The following is a 14,343-nucleotide window of genomic DNA, read 5'->3' as shown; positions in this document are numbered from 1 at the left end:
GGCTTGTGTCAATAACTTTAGAAAGTGCGAAAGAGCATGCTAATGATTTAGCCGTTTTATGTTGTCGTGCAGAAGAGGGTACAGTAATTGGACCTAGTAATTTAGAAGATCCAGCTATATTTGGTGACTTGGAGGATTCAGGTTTATTAACTATTCCTGCTAACTGCCTTAAAATAGGAGAGGTTTTAGGAGCGAAATTAGTTAAAACAGCTGATTCACTTACTCCACTTACTCCAGAACTACTTGAGGGAGTAAATTCTGTAAGTGAAGAAGCACCTAAGCAAGAAACTTCAGCGCCAGTAGCAGCACCAGCAGTAGAGGCAGCACCAGCTGCTATGCCAGTAGCAAATGTAACTGGTTCAATGCTTAAGATTCATATTGGAGAAGGAAAAGATATCAATCTAGAAATTCCTTTAACAATTGCAGGACAAATGGGAGTAGTTGCTCCAGCAGCGGCAGCACCAGCAGGAGTAGCTATGCCAGTAACAGCAGCTACAGAGCAAGTAGTAGCACCAGCAGGAGAGCCAAAGCTTATAAGAACACTTCAAAAGAAGCATTTCAAAATTGAGAAGGTAGAATTTGGACCTGAGACAAAAATTGAAAATAACACTATCTACATTAGAGAGAATATCTGCGAAGATGCTGTAAAAGTAAGCAACCTAGTTACAGATATCAAAGTGGAAATCATTACTCCAGCTGATTACGGCAAGTACAGCGAAACTATTATGGACGTTCAGCCTATAGCTACTAAAGAAGGCGACGGAAAAATAGGACAAGGTGTTACTCGTGTTATCGATGGAGCTATAATCATGGTTACAGGAACTGACGAAGATGGAGTTCAAATCGGTGAATTTGGTTCATCTGAGGGCGAACTTGATGCAAACATCATGTGGGGAAGACCTGGAGCTCCTGATAAAGGAGAAATCCTTATCAAGACTCAAGTTACTATAAAAGCTGGTACTAACATGGAAAGACCAGGACCACTTGCGGCTCATAAAGCAACTGATTTCATCACTCAAGAAATAAGAGAAGCGCTTAAGAAACTTGATGATTCTGAAGTAGTTGAAATTGAGGAGTTAGCTCAGTACAGAAGACCTGGCAAGAAGAAAGTTGTAATCATCAAAGAAATCATGGGACAAGGCGCAATGCATGATAACCTAATCCTTCCTGTAGAGCCAGTAGGAGTAATAGGTGCAAAGCCAAACGTTGACCTTGGAAACGTTCCAGTTGTTCTTTCGCCTCTTGAGGTACTAGATGGAGGAATCCATGCACTTACTTGTATAGGACCTGCATCAAAAGAAAACTCTAGACATTACTGGAGAGAGCCTCTAGTAATTGAAGTTATGAATGACGAAGAATTTGACTTAGCAGGTGTTGTATTTGTTGGATCTCCTCAGGTTAACGCTGAGAAATTCTACGTATCAGAAAGACTAGGTATGTTAGTTGAGACTATGGATGTAGAGGGAGCTTTCATCACAACTGAAGGTTTCGGAAACAACCATATAGACTTTGCTAGTCACCATGAGCAAGTTGGTATGAGAGGAATTCCAGTTGTTGGAATGTCATTCTGTGCTGTTCAGGGAGCTCTAGTTGTTGGAAACAAATACATGAAATACATGGTAGATAATAATAAATCTGAGCAAGGTATAGAAAATGAAATTCTTTCTAACAACACTCTTTGCCCAGAAGATGCTATAAGAGCAGTTGCTATGCTTAAAGCAGCAATAGCTGAAGAAGAAGTAAAAGTTGCTGAGAGAAAATTCAACAAAAACGTTAAAGAAAACAATGTAGATTTAATCGAAGAGCAAACTGGAAAAGAAATTACTTTACTTCCAAATGAGCAAGTTCTACCAATGAGCAAGAAGAGAAAAGAAATTTATGAGGCAGATAAATAAACCGTTCTTTTAAAATGAAAAGGTGATTATATGAAATATGGAGACAAAATCATATATATGGAAGGAATCATTGTAGATTTTGATGATTGTTCTGTATCGATAGATTTTAAAGGAAGGTTAGGCTTTCTGAAAGTCCCTAAAAGAATGCTTATTACTGACTATCCTCTTGAAATTGGTTTAGAGGTAGCTATGAATATGAGTTTTGTAGAAGTATTAAGTGATGAAGTTAACGAAAAATATTTGAGTAATATCCAAAAAAATAAAGATAAAAGGAGGAATATGAATGTCTGATTTGACTGTAGTAAAAGGATTACAATCTGAAATTTACGTACCTATTACACCACCACCAGTGTGGACGCCAGTAACAAAAGAATTAAAAGACATGACTGTTGCACTTGTTACAGCAGCAGGAGTTCATTTAAAATCTGACAAGAGATTTAACCTAGCAGGAGATTTCTCTTACAGAATAATCCCAGGAGATGCATCAGTAAAAGATATGATGGTATCTCACGGAGGATATGACAACGGAGATGTTAACAAAGACATCAACTGTATGTTCCCTATAGATCCAATGAGAACTTTAGCTGAAGAAGGATTTATCAAAGCTTTAGCACCTATCAACGTTGGATTCATGGGTGGTGGAGGAGACCAAAGAAAGTTTACTGAAGAAACTGGTCCTGAAATCGCACAAAAACTTAAAGAAGCTGGAGTAGATGCTGTTCTTCTAACAGCTGGCTGAGGTACCTGCCATCGTTCTGCAGTTATAGTGCAGAGAGCGATTGAGGAATCGGGTATTCCTACAATAATTATAGCAGCTTTACCACCAGTAGTAAGACAAAATGGTACTCCAAGAGCGGTTGCTCCACTAGTTCCTATGGGAGCTAATGCAGGAGAGCCTAATAATCCAGAAATGCAAAAAGCTATTTGTACAGATTCTCTAAAGCAGTTAGTTGAGATTCCTAGTGCAGGAAAAATAGTACCACTACCTTACGAGTACGTAGCAAAGGTTTAATGGATTATATTTCTAAACAAAGGGCGTATGCCCTTTGTTTAGAATAAAAATGAAGGTGAATAATATGCTGACAAACGAAATTGATTTAAGAAAACTTGTCATTAGATCTTATCATGTAGATAAAGTAGAATTTGCAGAAAAAGCAAAAATTAATGACGGTTGCTTAAGTTTTTCTTTATCTAAGATTGACAATATTATAACTAAATATCCATCTATTAAAGAGATTTCCGTAAAAATTATTAAGCCTAATGAACATAATATTTGGACTAACAGTATTATGGATATTTTGCCTATATCCGTAAAGGTGCTTGGAAATTTAGGCGAAGGTATTACCCATACTATTACTGGGGCTTATGTAATGATAACTGGAGTCGATGAGGAAGGCACTCAAGTTGCTGAATTTGGTTCATCTGAAGGGATTTTAGCTGAAAGGTTAAAATTAGGCAGACCAGGTACGCCTTCTGAAAACGATTACATTATTTCATTTGATTTAGTTTTATATGAGGGTAAAGGCGTAGTTAGAGAAGCAATTATAGAATGTCACAAAGCTTGTGACGATTTTTTAGAGGATGTAAGAATGTACTTAAAGGCTATGGACTCGAAGTTATGTACAGAAAAGTACAAATTTTACGACAAAATTAGAAAAAATGGCTATAAGGTGGCAATTGTTAAGCAAGTTGCAGGCCAAGGAGCTATGTATGACAATTTTATTTTGCCAGCTAGTTCAAGCTCTGTAGCTGGAGGCAGAAGTATTATAGATATGGGCAATATGCCAATCATTTTAAGTCCTAATGAATACAGAGATGGTGCTATTAGGGCTATGACTTAAAGAAGGTGAATGATAATGGGTGTAGGACCATCTACAAAAGAGACTACTTTGCACCATTTTAGAGATCCGCTTTTAGATGTAGTATCGAATGATGAAGATATTGATTTAATGGGAATCATAGTGGTTGGAACACCTCAAAGCAACGAAGAAAAAGAATATGTCGGCAAGAGAGTAGCTGTATGGCTAGAATCTATGCGAGCAGATGGAACTATTATCTCAGTTGACGGATGGGGAAACAGCCATGTTGATTATGCCAACACTATCGAGGAAATTGGTATAAGAGGAATTCCTGTTGTAGGGCTTAGCTTTATAGGAACTCAAGCAAAATTCGTAGTGGAAAATCAATATATGGATACTATAGTAGACTTTAATAAGTCTAAGGCAGGTATAGAAACCCAAACTGTGGGAGAAAACACAGTTGAAAAATTAGATGCTAAGAAAGCCTTAGCGTTTTTGAAACTAAAAATGAAGGGAGCAAGAAGATGAAGTTTTCTAAAGGAATTCACGCTATAGATTCACATACTATGGGAGAACCTACTAGAATAGTTGTAGGAGGTATTCCACAGATTAATGGGGAAACAATGGCTGACAAGAAAAAATATCTTGAAGATAACCTAGACTACGTTAGAACAGCTTTAATGCATGAGCCAAGAGGACATAATGATATGTTTGGTTCTATTATAACTAGCTCAAATAATAAAGAAGCTGATTTTGGAATTATATTTATGGATGGCGGCGGATACTTAAATATGTGCGGTCATGGTTCAATTGGAGCGGCTACTGTAGCAGTTGAAACAGGAATGGTAGAAATGGTAGAGCCTGTTACTAATATCAACATGGAAGCGCCTGCTGGACTTATCAAAGCTAAAGTTATGGTAGAAAATGAAAAAGTAAAAGAAGTATCTATAACTAACGTTCCTTCATTTTTATATATGGAAGATGCTACATTAGAAGTACCTTCTTTAAACAAGACTATTACATTTGACATTTCTTTTGGCGGAAGCTTCTTTGCTATTATACATGCAAAAGAGCTAGGAGTTAAAGTAGAAACTAGCCAAGTTGATGTACTTAAAAAGTTAGGTATAGAAATAAGAGATTTAATAAATGAAAAAATCAAAGTTCAACATCCAGAGCTAGAGCATATCAAAACTGTTGATTTAGTAGAAATCTACGATGAGCCATCTCATCCTGAAGCTACATACAAAAACGTTGTTATCTTCGGACAAGGGCAAGTAGACCGTTCTCCTTGTGGAACTGGAACTAGTGCTAAGCTTGCAACACTTTACAAAAAAGGACATCTTAAGATAGATGAAAAATTTGTATACGAAAGCATCACTGGAACAATGTTCAAAGGAAGAGTTTTAGAAGAAACAAAAGTTGGAGAATTTGATGCTATAATCCCAGAAATTACAGGTGGAGCATATATAACTGGATTCAATCATTTTGTAATTGACCCAGAAGATCCACTTAAGTATGGATTTACAGTATAAAATAGTGTATAATCGTTAAAATATGATTTAACAATCAAATTAAAATTATGAGGAGGCTACTATGATTACAGGGATATTAGGAGTTTTAGGCGCACTGACGGCATGGTTCAGCTTTGAGTTTGTTAAGGACCTTGCAAAACACAAAGAGAATCTAGAAAAAGAGACTAATTTCTTAACAGCAGGTATTATCGGATTTATAACAAACTTTTTTGATACACTAGGTATAGGAAGCTTTGCACCTACTACCGCTTTACTTAAAGCTTTTAGACAAATACATGATAGAGTTCTTCCTGGAACATTAAACGTTTCTTGTACATGGCCAGTTGTTGCAGAGGCATTTATCTTCATCACAGTTATCGAAGTTGAGCCAGTAACCCTTATTGGTATGCTAGCTGCAGCTACTATTGGTGCTTGGTTAGGAGCTGGATTCGTTTCTGGACTTCCTGAGAAAAAGATTCAGCTTGCAATGGCAATCGCACTTTTTGTTACAGCATTCTTAATGCTTGCTGGACAAATGGGATGGATGCCTGGAGGCGGAGATGCTATAGGACTTACTGGTGTGAAACTTGTTATAGCTATAGTTGGTAACTTCATCCTTGGAGCTCTTATGACACTTGGAATCGGACTTTATGCTCCTTGTATGGCTCTAGTTTATTTCCTTGGAATGAGCCCAGCAGTTGCTTTCCCTATAATGATGGGATCTTGTGCATTCTTAATGCCAGTTGCATCTGTTAAGTTCGTAAGAGAAGGCGCGTATAACAGAAAAGCTTCTTTAGCAATAGCAGTACTTGGAATTGTTGGAGTATTTATAGCAGCATATATCGTTAAGTCACTACCTCTTGATATTCTTAGATGGTTAGTAATAGGAGTTATCTTCTATACTTCTATGACAATGTTCAAAGCTGCATCTAAGCCAGCTGACATTAAAGCTGCTTAATTAAAATTTTATTTATAATATAAAGGTTATATCTTGAGTAAGATTATTCTTACTTGGGTATAACCTTTTTAATTGGACATGGTTTTAGTAGAATTTGAATTTAGTTTATATTTGAAGGGTGGCGAAATGATGAATGTAGAAAAATCCCAAAAAGGCAAGTCGATTAAAGTTAAGCTTTTATTTGTTCCTCTCATTGTAATACTTGTGGGGGTATTTGTAATCGGCGCAGTTTCTAGCGTACTCACAAAAAACAGTTTGTTAGCTGAGATGAGAGAAAATGGATTTTTTTTAACACATTCATTTGTAGACAGACTTAATGATAACTCGCAAGCTCTTGGCAGTATGAATGAAATGCTATCAGAAAAAATTATCTCAACTGGAAATACTATAGTTTCCAATAGCGGTAGCTTGAGCATGGAGTATTTGCAAACGCTTGCTAAGGACTTAAATGTAGATGAAATAAACTGGTTTAATCCTCAGGGGATGATAGTGTATTCGAATTTTGCTGATTATATAGGGTGGCAAGCTCCTAGTGACCATGCGGCTATGGCATTTGCAAATGGGACTGAAAAAACTCAAATAGAAGCTATAAGACAAGATGCAGAATCAAAAGAATACAAGCAGTATGGTTACGTAAGAGGAAATGATGGCTACTATGCTCAGGTAGGGATAAAGGCGGACGTGGTTCAAAAGTTCAGTGACCAGTTCAGTTATCAGACCCTCATTGACAATATAGTGGATGATGAAAAAATTGTTTACGCACTTTTTATAGATAAGAATTTAATCGCAACTGCTCATAGCAATAAAGATAGAATAGGTATAACCTTAACAGATGAAGGAAGTAAAGCAGCTGCAGTTGATAAAAAAGAGTATGCATCGGAATATTATTATGAAGCTGGAAAAATAGATGTCTACGATATACTCATGCCTGTGGAAGTGGCAGGAGAACATCTAGGAGCTATAAACATAGGCTTCTCTATGGAAAGCGTCAATGTTGCTATAGCAAAAAACAACATGATGATAGCAATTGCAGGCTTATTAATATTTGCAATATTGGCTCTTATATTGTATACAAATCTAAGCGGCTCTATTAAAATCATCAATAAGCTAAGAGGACACCTACTGGAGATGGCGTCAGGAGATTTTTCTCACGACGTAGAGGCTAATCTTCTAAATAAGCAGGATGAATTTGGGCAAATGGCTAATGCGCTAAGTGAGATGAAAACCTCTATTAGAGCTATGCTTTTTACACTAATAGCGCGCTCTGACCAGATACATGAGGCTTCGAATAGATTTGCTGAGGTATCTAAAAAAACAGAGTTTACTTCTAAAGAAATATCTAAGGCAATAGAGGAAATCGCCAACGGGGCAACCTCTCAAGCAAAAGATACAGAGCAGGCAAGTGAGAATGTAAGTGAAATGGAAGAGGCCATTGAAAAAGATTTTGAGCATATTAAGGAGCTTAATCACTCTGTAGCTCAAATCGATAAGCAAAAGAATGAAGGCTTTGTGCTACTAAATGAAGTGGTAAGTCAAACGGATAGCAATATGAAATCCTCTGATATGATTTACAAGATTATTTTGAACAATAATGAAAGTGCGGAAAAAATCGAAGTTGCAAGTCAAATGATTCAAAATATAGCAGACCAGACTAATCTTCTCGCGCTAAATGCTGCAATAGAAGCAGCAAGAGCTGGAGAAGCCGGAAGAGGATTTGCCGTTGTTGCTGATGAAATAAGAAAATTAGCTGAACAATCAAATGACTTTACAAATGATATTAAGACTATAATAGATGAGCTAAGACAGAAATCTACAGGAGCTGTAGAGGCTATGGTACAGGTTAAGGATATAGTCAATAAGCAAAATATTTCTGTAAAAAGCACTGAAGAAAAATTTGAGATGATAGCACAGGCGATTGAAACGGTAAAAGACGTGATTGAAAAATTAAATCAATCTTCTAAGATAATGAATATGAATAAAGATGCAATAGTAAATCTGATGCATAATCTATCTGCGGTATCGGAAGAAAACGCTGCTGGAACAGAAGAGGCATCAGCATCTATGCAACAGCAATTAGAGTCGATAAGCATGATATCCGAATCTGGGGAGGAGCTAGCTCTTATTGCTGATGAACTAAAATCTCTTATTGATAAATTTAAAGTTTAATATTTGTTAAGAAAATTTAATATATAAATAAATTTAAAAAGGAATATAGTCTTTTCAAAGATTATATTCCTTTTTAGTTACTAAAAATAAGTGAAATTTTACGACTATTTTGAAAATACTAAAAAAATAGATTGAATGTAAAGATAAAATGTATTAGATTAAGATTGGCAAATTAATTTTACTTATAAAAATTTAATTTTACAACGAAAAGGAGAAATGAGACTAAATGAAAAATGGTATTTTTTCTATAGGTATTAAAGGAGAACTTTTGGTTTTTCTATCAGCTATGGGATTTGCTACAATGGGAGTATTGGGAAAGATGGCTTACAGCTATGGGTTAAATACTACAACGCTTCTTTTTCTAAGATTCTTTATTGCCGCCATTATTCTTTTTTTAGTCTCACATATTTTAAAACGACCTTTAATGCTAAAGCTTAAGGACGGTCTAATAGCATTTGGGTTTGGATTTATAGGGTATAATTTGGTTTCCTTTTGTTATTTTTATTCACTAAATTTTATACCTGCATCGCTAACTGCAGTTATTTTTTTTACCTATCCTATTTTTGTAACCTTATTTTCGTTTGTTTTTTTCAAAGAAAAGCTTACTCCGAATAAAATTTTATCTTTAATACTAGGAAGTGTAGGTATTTTATCCATAGTATCTCCAGGAAAAGCTCATATAGATTACAGAGGAATTATTTTTTCTCTTCTTGGAGGGATTCTATATGCATTTTATGTACTGGGATTATCTCTTCCAAGAGTAAAGAAAATAGATTCAGTAAAAATGAGCTTTTATACCAATATATTTGCAGCCTTAGGGATGGGCATAGCAGCAATAGTAAGTAATACCTTTATATATCGTATAAATATATTTGCTCTTAGCTACGCGGCTCTTATAGGCATATTTGCAACTTCAGTAGCTATGCTTGCTCTTTTTGCAGGAGTGAAGAGAATAGGAGCTGTAAAAGGATCCATAATTGCAAATATGGAAATAGTAATTGCCTGTATACTAGGGGCAGTATTTCTAAATGAAAAAATGGGAATATATCAGCTTATGGGAGCTGTCCTTATAATAACATCAGCTATTATGGTAAGCTTGCCAAGCAAAGCTTTAAAAAAGGTATCGCTGGAAAATTCATTTGAAGTGAAGTAAACTATGCTAATTTGAATTAAATATAAAGCGAATAAACAAAAATACCACTTGAATAAAAATATATTCGATGAAAGTAAATATATTGAATAAAAGTGGTGATAATAAAATAATATCTCAGAATATAATTTATGCTTATGAAATATTAAGTTCTAGTATAAATGTATTCTGGGATATTGTTTTTTTTGATAAATACTTAGCATTATCTTGAATTGTGTATAAATGCTAAATATGATATATTAAGTCAAAGAACTTTACAAGAAAAGGGGAGCTTATGATGAGAGTAAAACTAATTGCACATACAGATAATCCGGACAAGGTTGTGTCTATGGCCGCTAAACTTTGCTATTCTCCAGTTGGAGCAGAATCTATAGGTGAAGGTTTATCGCCACAAGAGGTTGAGAAGTTTCTTGGTATTCTTGTATCAATGGGACACGAAAGCCCTATAGAGCATGTAAGCTTTACGTTTTCTATAGAAGGAATATCAAGAGCCTGTTCCCACCAAGTAGTAAGACATAGAATTGCTAGCTTTTCTCAGCAGTCACAAAGATATGTTAAGCTAAGCCAATTTGAATACATAGTTCCACCACAAATAGAAGCTAATGAAGATGCTAAAGCTATATTTTTAAAAGCTATGGAAGCAGACCAAAAAGCTTATGATGAAATAGTTGAAAAGCTATATGAAAAGAATTATGCAGAGTTTATAAATCAAGGCATGAGTGAAAAAAAAGCAGCCTCAGCCGCTGAAAAAGTATCTATAGAAGATGCTAGATATGTATTTCCTAATGCCTGTGAGACTAAAATGGTAGTAAGCATGAATGCGCGCTCCCTTATGAATTTCTTCACTCATAGATGTTGTGAAAGAGCCCAGTGGGAGATAAGAGACTTAGCTTTTGAAATGCTAAGAGAAGTAAAGAGCGTAGCACCTATATTGTTCAAAAATGCAGGTCCTAGTTGCTACAAGGGTAGCTGTAAGGAAGGCGCTATGTCATGTAAAAGACCAGATATTCCAAAATCTAAAATTGAAGCAATCGAAGCTAGTTTATAAAACTAAAAGCAATTACAAAGCAGTTAAACAGCTGTATTTAAATTTATAAGGAGATACCTGTTATCTCCTTATAAAAATTATTTAAAATAGAAAGAAGAAACCAGTATGAATATATCAGGAAGAAATCCAGTGCTTGAAGCACTTAAAAGCAATCGTACTATAGATTGCCTATATATTAAAGCAGGAGATAAGGAGGGCTCTATTAAAAAAATCCTCTCTTTTGCAAAAGAACAGAAAATATTAATCAAAGAGGTTGATAAAACTAAACTAGATGAACTTGCTGAAGGCACCCAGCATCAAGGGGTTGTGGCACTAGTAACAGATTATAAATACTATGAACTTGAAGAAGTGTTAGATGAAATTAGAGAAAAAAACGAAAAACCTTTCTTTATTATATTGGACGAAATAGAGGATCCTCATAATCTAGGAGCTATAATTCGTTCAGCAGAGGGTGCTGGAGCTCATGGTGTAATCATACCAAAACGAAGATCGGCCTCTGTGAATGCAACTGTAGAAAAGACAGCTGCTGGAGCGGCGTCTTACATGAAGGTTATAAAGGTAACCAATCTAGTATCTACCGTTGAGAAGCTTAAGAAAGAGGGTATATGGATTTATGCCTTGGATATGGATGGAGAGTCATATGATAGAGTGGATTTAAAAGGCTCAGTTGCTTTAGTAGTAGGAAATGAAGGTAAAGGTATATCGAGACTTCTAAAGGACAATTGTGATTTTACCCTCAAAATACCTATGAAAGGGAAAGTCGGGTCTTTAAATGCGTCTGTGGCTGCGTCTATTCTTTTGTATGAAGTAGTAAGGCAAAGACGAAATAGTTAGGAAGATAAAATTGAAAAAGAAATTTACGGACTATCTCATAGTAGATGGCTATAATGTAATTAATGCATGGAGTGATTTAAATGAAATGGCTAAAGTGGACCTAGAAGGAGCGAGAGAAAAACTCAATTTTATTCTAGGTGAATATGCTGCTTTTAGTGGAATCTACACCATAGTTGTCTATGATGCCTACAGAGTCAAAGCTCATACGAAGCGAGAAGAAGAAATAGGCAATTTAAAAATTGTGTATACAAAAGAAAAGCAAACTGCCGATTCATATATAGAAAAGCTTATAACCGAGTTTGGACCCAAAAAGCACTTGAGTATAAGAGTTGCCAGTGATGACATGGCTGAGCAGCAGATGGTTCTTGGCAAGGGTGGAAGCAGAATAACTACAAGAGAGCTAAATATAGAGGTGCAGCGCTCAAACACTAAAATTAAAACCACAACAAAGACGAAAAAAACAGAAAAAAACACCTTAGAGGATGTGGTTGATACTGATGTGCTTCGAAAATTAGAGGAAATAAGAAAAGGTATATCTAAGGGGAAATGATGGAGGCTGTTAAATGTCAAAAAATGAGGACTTGAAATATGATTTCGCAATTGCTGACTCAGACATCGTTGATGAAAACAAAGAAATAATAAGCGACGATGAAGCTGACGTAGATGACAATATGGTTTTTAGAGCGAAGGCAGGAGACGAAAAATCTTTAAATCATATTCTAAGAAAATATCGCAACTTTGTAAGATCAAAAGCCAAGCCCTTTTTTATCGTTGGAGCTGATAAAGAAGATATATTGCAAGAAGGAATGATTGGGTTATTCAAAGCAATTAGAGATTATGATGAAGAAAAAACGGTTTCGTTTAGAGCCTTTGCAGAGCTATGTGTAACTAGGCAAATTATCACAGCTGTAAAAACGGCAACTAGGCAAAAACATATTCCCCTTAATTCATATATTTCTCTTAACAAACCTATGAGTGAAGAAGATCCAGATAAAACTCTTATGGATATGATGAAAAATTCTCATATAAGTGACCCTGAGCAGCTTATAATAAGTAAAGAGGAAATGAAGCTCATAGAAGAAAAAACAAAGGAAATGCTAAGTGAGTTTGAAACTAGGGTTTTATCACTATATTTAAAAGGTTATTCCTATAATGAAATATCTGAGAAGCTTTGCAAGCATCCTAAAAGTGTTGATAATGCTCTTCAGAGAATAAAAAGAAAGTTTGAAAAATATTTAGAGCAAAGAGATTAAAATAAATGAGTAATTTAAAACTAAAGAAAACAAAAATTACTTTTAAATTTCAATAATTTTATAGCGTTGATAATAAGATTTTAATATGCAAAAAATCTTTCTTGATTTTTGCGTATAAACATAGTACAATATGCCTTGTAAGTGCTCACGTGGCTCAGTCGGTAGAGCGTCGCCTTGGTAAGGCGGAGGTCGGCGGTTCAAGTCCGCTCGTGAGCTCCATTTCTTTTTTATAATAATGAAACACTTGGAAGTGTTTATTGGAGGAGGAGCTAAAAAAATGGCAAAAGCTAAATTTGAAAGAACCAAGCCACACGTTAATATTGGAACAATAGGACACGTTGACCACGGAAAAACAACATTAACAGCAGCAATCACAAAGACATTACATGCAAGATACGGATTCGGAGCAGCAGTAGATTTCGAAAACATAGATAAGGCACCAGAGGAAAGAGAAAGAGGAATCACAATCTCAACAGCACACGTTGAGTATGAGACTCCAAACAGACACTATGCACACGTTGACTGCCCAGGCCATGCTGACTACGTTAAGAACATGATCACAGGAGCAGCACAGATGGACGGAGCTATCCTAGTATGTTCAGCAGCAGATGGACCAATGCCACAAACAAGAGAGCATATCCTACTATCAAGACAGGTAGGGGTACCATACATCGTAGTATTCCTAAACAAATGTGACATGGTAGATGACGAAGAGCTACTTGAGCTAGTAGAAATGGAAGTAAGAGACCTACTAAACGAGTACGAATTCCCAGGAGATGACACTCCAATCATCAGAGGATCAGCACTAAAAGCATTAGAAGATCCAGCATCTGAGTGGGGAGACAAAATCGTTGAGTTATTCGAGCAAATCGATAGCTACATTCCAGAGCCAGAAAGAGATATCGACAAGCCATTCCTAATGCCAGTAGAGGACGTATTCTCAATCACTGGTAGAGGAACAGTTGCAACAGGAAGAGTAGAAAGAGGAATTCTAAAAGTTCAAGACGAGGTAGAAATCGTTGGACTTACAGAAGAAGCAAGAAAAGTAGTAGTAACTGGAGTAGAGATGTTCAGAAAGTTACTAGATCAAGCGCAAGCTGGAGATAACATAGGAGCACTTCTTAGAGGTGTAACTAGAGATGATATCGAAAGAGGACAAGTTCTAGCTAAAACTGGTACAATCAAACCAAGAACGAAGTTCACTGCAGAAATCTACGTACTTAAAAAAGAAGAGGGTGGAAGACATACTCCATTCTTCAAAGGATATAGACCACAGTTTTACTTCAGAACAACTGACGTAACTGGTGACATTCAGCTTCCAGATGGCGTAGAAATGGTTATGCCTGGAGATAACATCACAATCACTGTTGATCTTATTACTCCTATCGCTATGGAAGAGGGACTTCGTTTTGCTATCAGAGAAGGCGGAAGAACTGTAGGCGCTGGTGTTGTTGCTACAATCGTAGAGTAATTAAAGCCCTGACTTATATACGAGCTTTTGCATTATGCAAAAGCTCGTTTTTTATTTTTTGTTTTTTAGATTCCGATAGCAAAGCTAAAAAACAAATTAAAAAAAATAGCTTATAAAAAAATAATTTCATTTAATTTTTTACTTAATGATATATAAAAAAATAAATTTGCGTATAAGAAAATTTATTAAATATTTAGAAAAATCAGATATTGAGTACACACTACTAGTGTGGTATACTAAACGAAATAAAAATATGAA

Annotated in this window: 14 protein-coding genes and 1 tRNA gene; all 15 read left to right on the top strand. The window is 35.7% G+C overall.

Features of this window, described 5'->3' with window-relative positions:
• Window positions 1-5: 5 nt before the first annotated feature.
• The 15 genes from prdA to tuf all read left to right on the top strand — a co-directional run bounded on the left by prdA (window position 6) and on the right by tuf (window position 14,085).
• Complete coding sequence (prdA, locus tag B5X47_RS12520) at window positions 6-1,895, top strand: D-proline reductase (dithiol) proprotein PrdA (RefSeq protein ID WP_079590546.1); 1,890 nt, start codon at window positions 6-8, stop codon at window positions 1,893-1,895.
• A 30-nt stretch (window positions 1,896-1,925) separates the two neighbouring features.
• Complete coding sequence (locus tag B5X47_RS12515) at window positions 1,926-2,186, top strand: CBO2463/CBO2479 domain-containing protein (RefSeq protein ID WP_079590544.1); 261 nt, start codon at window positions 1,926-1,928, stop codon at window positions 2,184-2,186.
• A complete protein-coding gene (prdB, locus tag B5X47_RS12510; protein ID WP_079590542.1) occupies window positions 2,179-2,907 on the top strand; it encodes a D-proline reductase (dithiol) protein PrdB in 729 nt (242 codons plus the stop codon). The genes B5X47_RS12515 and prdB overlap by 8 nt, the downstream gene beginning before the upstream one ends.
• A 49-nt stretch (window positions 2,908-2,956) precedes the next feature.
• Window positions 2,957-3,736: a proline reductase cluster protein PrdD gene (gene prdD, locus B5X47_RS12505; protein WP_242951055.1), complete on the top strand. Its 780-nt coding sequence runs from the start codon at window positions 2,957-2,959 to the stop codon at window positions 3,734-3,736.
• Between the two features lie 15 nt (window positions 3,737-3,751).
• Complete coding sequence (locus tag B5X47_RS12500) at window positions 3,752-4,222, top strand: glycine/sarcosine/betaine reductase component B subunit (RefSeq protein WP_079590539.1); 471 nt, start codon at window positions 3,752-3,754, stop codon at window positions 4,220-4,222.
• The gene (locus B5X47_RS12495) at window positions 4,219-5,226 is read left to right on the top strand and encodes a proline racemase (protein ID WP_079590538.1); all 1,008 of its coding nucleotides are present in this window, start codon (window positions 4,219-4,221) and stop codon (window positions 5,224-5,226) included. The genes B5X47_RS12500 and B5X47_RS12495 overlap by 4 nt, the downstream gene beginning before the upstream one ends.
• A gap of 61 nt (window positions 5,227-5,287) precedes the next feature.
• Window positions 5,288-6,163 (top strand): sulfite exporter TauE/SafE family protein, encoded by an 876-nt coding sequence (locus tag B5X47_RS12490; RefSeq protein WP_079590537.1) that lies wholly within the window; start codon window positions 5,288-5,290, stop codon window positions 6,161-6,163.
• A 78-nt stretch (window positions 6,164-6,241) separates the two neighbouring features.
• Window positions 6,242-8,329 (top strand): methyl-accepting chemotaxis protein, encoded by a 2,088-nt coding sequence (locus tag B5X47_RS12485; protein WP_242951054.1) that lies wholly within the window; start codon window positions 6,242-6,244, stop codon window positions 8,327-8,329.
• Between the two features lie 226 nt (window positions 8,330-8,555).
• The gene (locus B5X47_RS12480; protein WP_079590535.1) at window positions 8,556-9,482 is read left to right on the top strand and encodes a DMT family transporter; all 927 of its coding nucleotides are present in this window, start codon (window positions 8,556-8,558) and stop codon (window positions 9,480-9,482) included.
• Window positions 9,483-9,756: 274 nt separating this feature from the next.
• On the top strand, window positions 9,757-10,527 hold the full coding sequence (thyX, locus tag B5X47_RS12475) for an FAD-dependent thymidylate synthase (protein WP_079590534.1): 771 nt from the start codon (window positions 9,757-9,759) through the stop codon (window positions 10,525-10,527).
• A gap of 105 nt (window positions 10,528-10,632) precedes the next feature.
• Window positions 10,633-11,361: a 23S rRNA (guanosine(2251)-2'-O)-methyltransferase RlmB gene (rlmB, locus tag B5X47_RS12470; protein WP_079590533.1), complete on the top strand. Its 729-nt coding sequence runs from the start codon at window positions 10,633-10,635 to the stop codon at window positions 11,359-11,361.
• Window positions 11,362-11,371: 10 nt separating this feature from the next.
• On the top strand, window positions 11,372-11,911 hold the full coding sequence (locus tag B5X47_RS12465) for an NYN domain-containing protein (RefSeq protein WP_079590531.1): 540 nt from the start codon (window positions 11,372-11,374) through the stop codon (window positions 11,909-11,911).
• Between the two features lie 13 nt (window positions 11,912-11,924).
• Window positions 11,925-12,614: an RNA polymerase sporulation sigma factor SigH gene (sigH, locus tag B5X47_RS12460; protein WP_079590529.1), complete on the top strand. Its 690-nt coding sequence runs from the start codon at window positions 11,925-11,927 to the stop codon at window positions 12,612-12,614.
• Window positions 12,615-12,757: 143 nt separating this feature from the next.
• Window positions 12,758-12,833: transfer RNA gene (locus tag B5X47_RS12455), tRNA-Thr, on the top strand.
• A 58-nt stretch (window positions 12,834-12,891) separates the two neighbouring features.
• Window positions 12,892-14,085 (top strand): elongation factor Tu, encoded by a 1,194-nt coding sequence (gene tuf / locus B5X47_RS12450; protein WP_079590527.1) that lies wholly within the window; start codon window positions 12,892-12,894, stop codon window positions 14,083-14,085.
• The last annotated feature ends 258 nt before the right edge of the window (window positions 14,086-14,343 follow it).

Origin of the sequence: Acetoanaerobium noterae, assembly GCF_900168025.1 — a bacterium.
Classification (GTDB): Bacteria; Bacillota; Clostridia; order Peptostreptococcales; family Filifactoraceae; genus Acetoanaerobium; species Acetoanaerobium noterae.
This window is presented reverse-complemented; position numbering and strand designations above follow the sequence as displayed.

Excerpts from the sequence above, each read along its gene's own strand:
- B5X47_RS12515 (WP_079590544.1), top strand. The coding sequence starts at position 1,926 with ATGAAATATGGAGACAAAATCATATATATGGAAGGAATCATTGTAGAT.
- prdD (WP_242951055.1), top strand. The coding sequence starts at position 2,957 with ATGAAGGTGAATAATATGCTGACAAACGAAATTGATTTAAGAAAACTT.
- B5X47_RS12500 (WP_079590539.1), top strand. The coding sequence starts at position 3,752 with ATGGGTGTAGGACCATCTACAAAAGAGACTACTTTGCACCATTTTAGA.
- B5X47_RS12495 (WP_079590538.1), top strand. The coding sequence starts at position 4,219 with ATGAAGTTTTCTAAAGGAATTCACGCTATAGATTCACATACTATGGGA.
- B5X47_RS12490 (WP_079590537.1), top strand. The coding sequence starts at position 5,288 with ATGATTACAGGGATATTAGGAGTTTTAGGCGCACTGACGGCATGGTTC.
- B5X47_RS12485 (WP_242951054.1), top strand. The coding sequence starts at position 6,242 with ATGGTTTTAGTAGAATTTGAATTTAGTTTATATTTGAAGGGTGGCGAA.
- B5X47_RS12480 (WP_079590535.1), top strand. The coding sequence starts at position 8,556 with ATGAAAAATGGTATTTTTTCTATAGGTATTAAAGGAGAACTTTTGGTT.
- thyX (WP_079590534.1), top strand. The coding sequence starts at position 9,757 with ATGAGAGTAAAACTAATTGCACATACAGATAATCCGGACAAGGTTGTG.
- rlmB (WP_079590533.1), top strand. The coding sequence starts at position 10,633 with ATGAATATATCAGGAAGAAATCCAGTGCTTGAAGCACTTAAAAGCAAT.
- sigH (WP_079590529.1), top strand. The coding sequence starts at position 11,925 with ATGTCAAAAAATGAGGACTTGAAATATGATTTCGCAATTGCTGACTCA.
- tuf (WP_079590527.1), top strand. The coding sequence starts at position 12,892 with ATGGCAAAAGCTAAATTTGAAAGAACCAAGCCACACGTTAATATTGGA.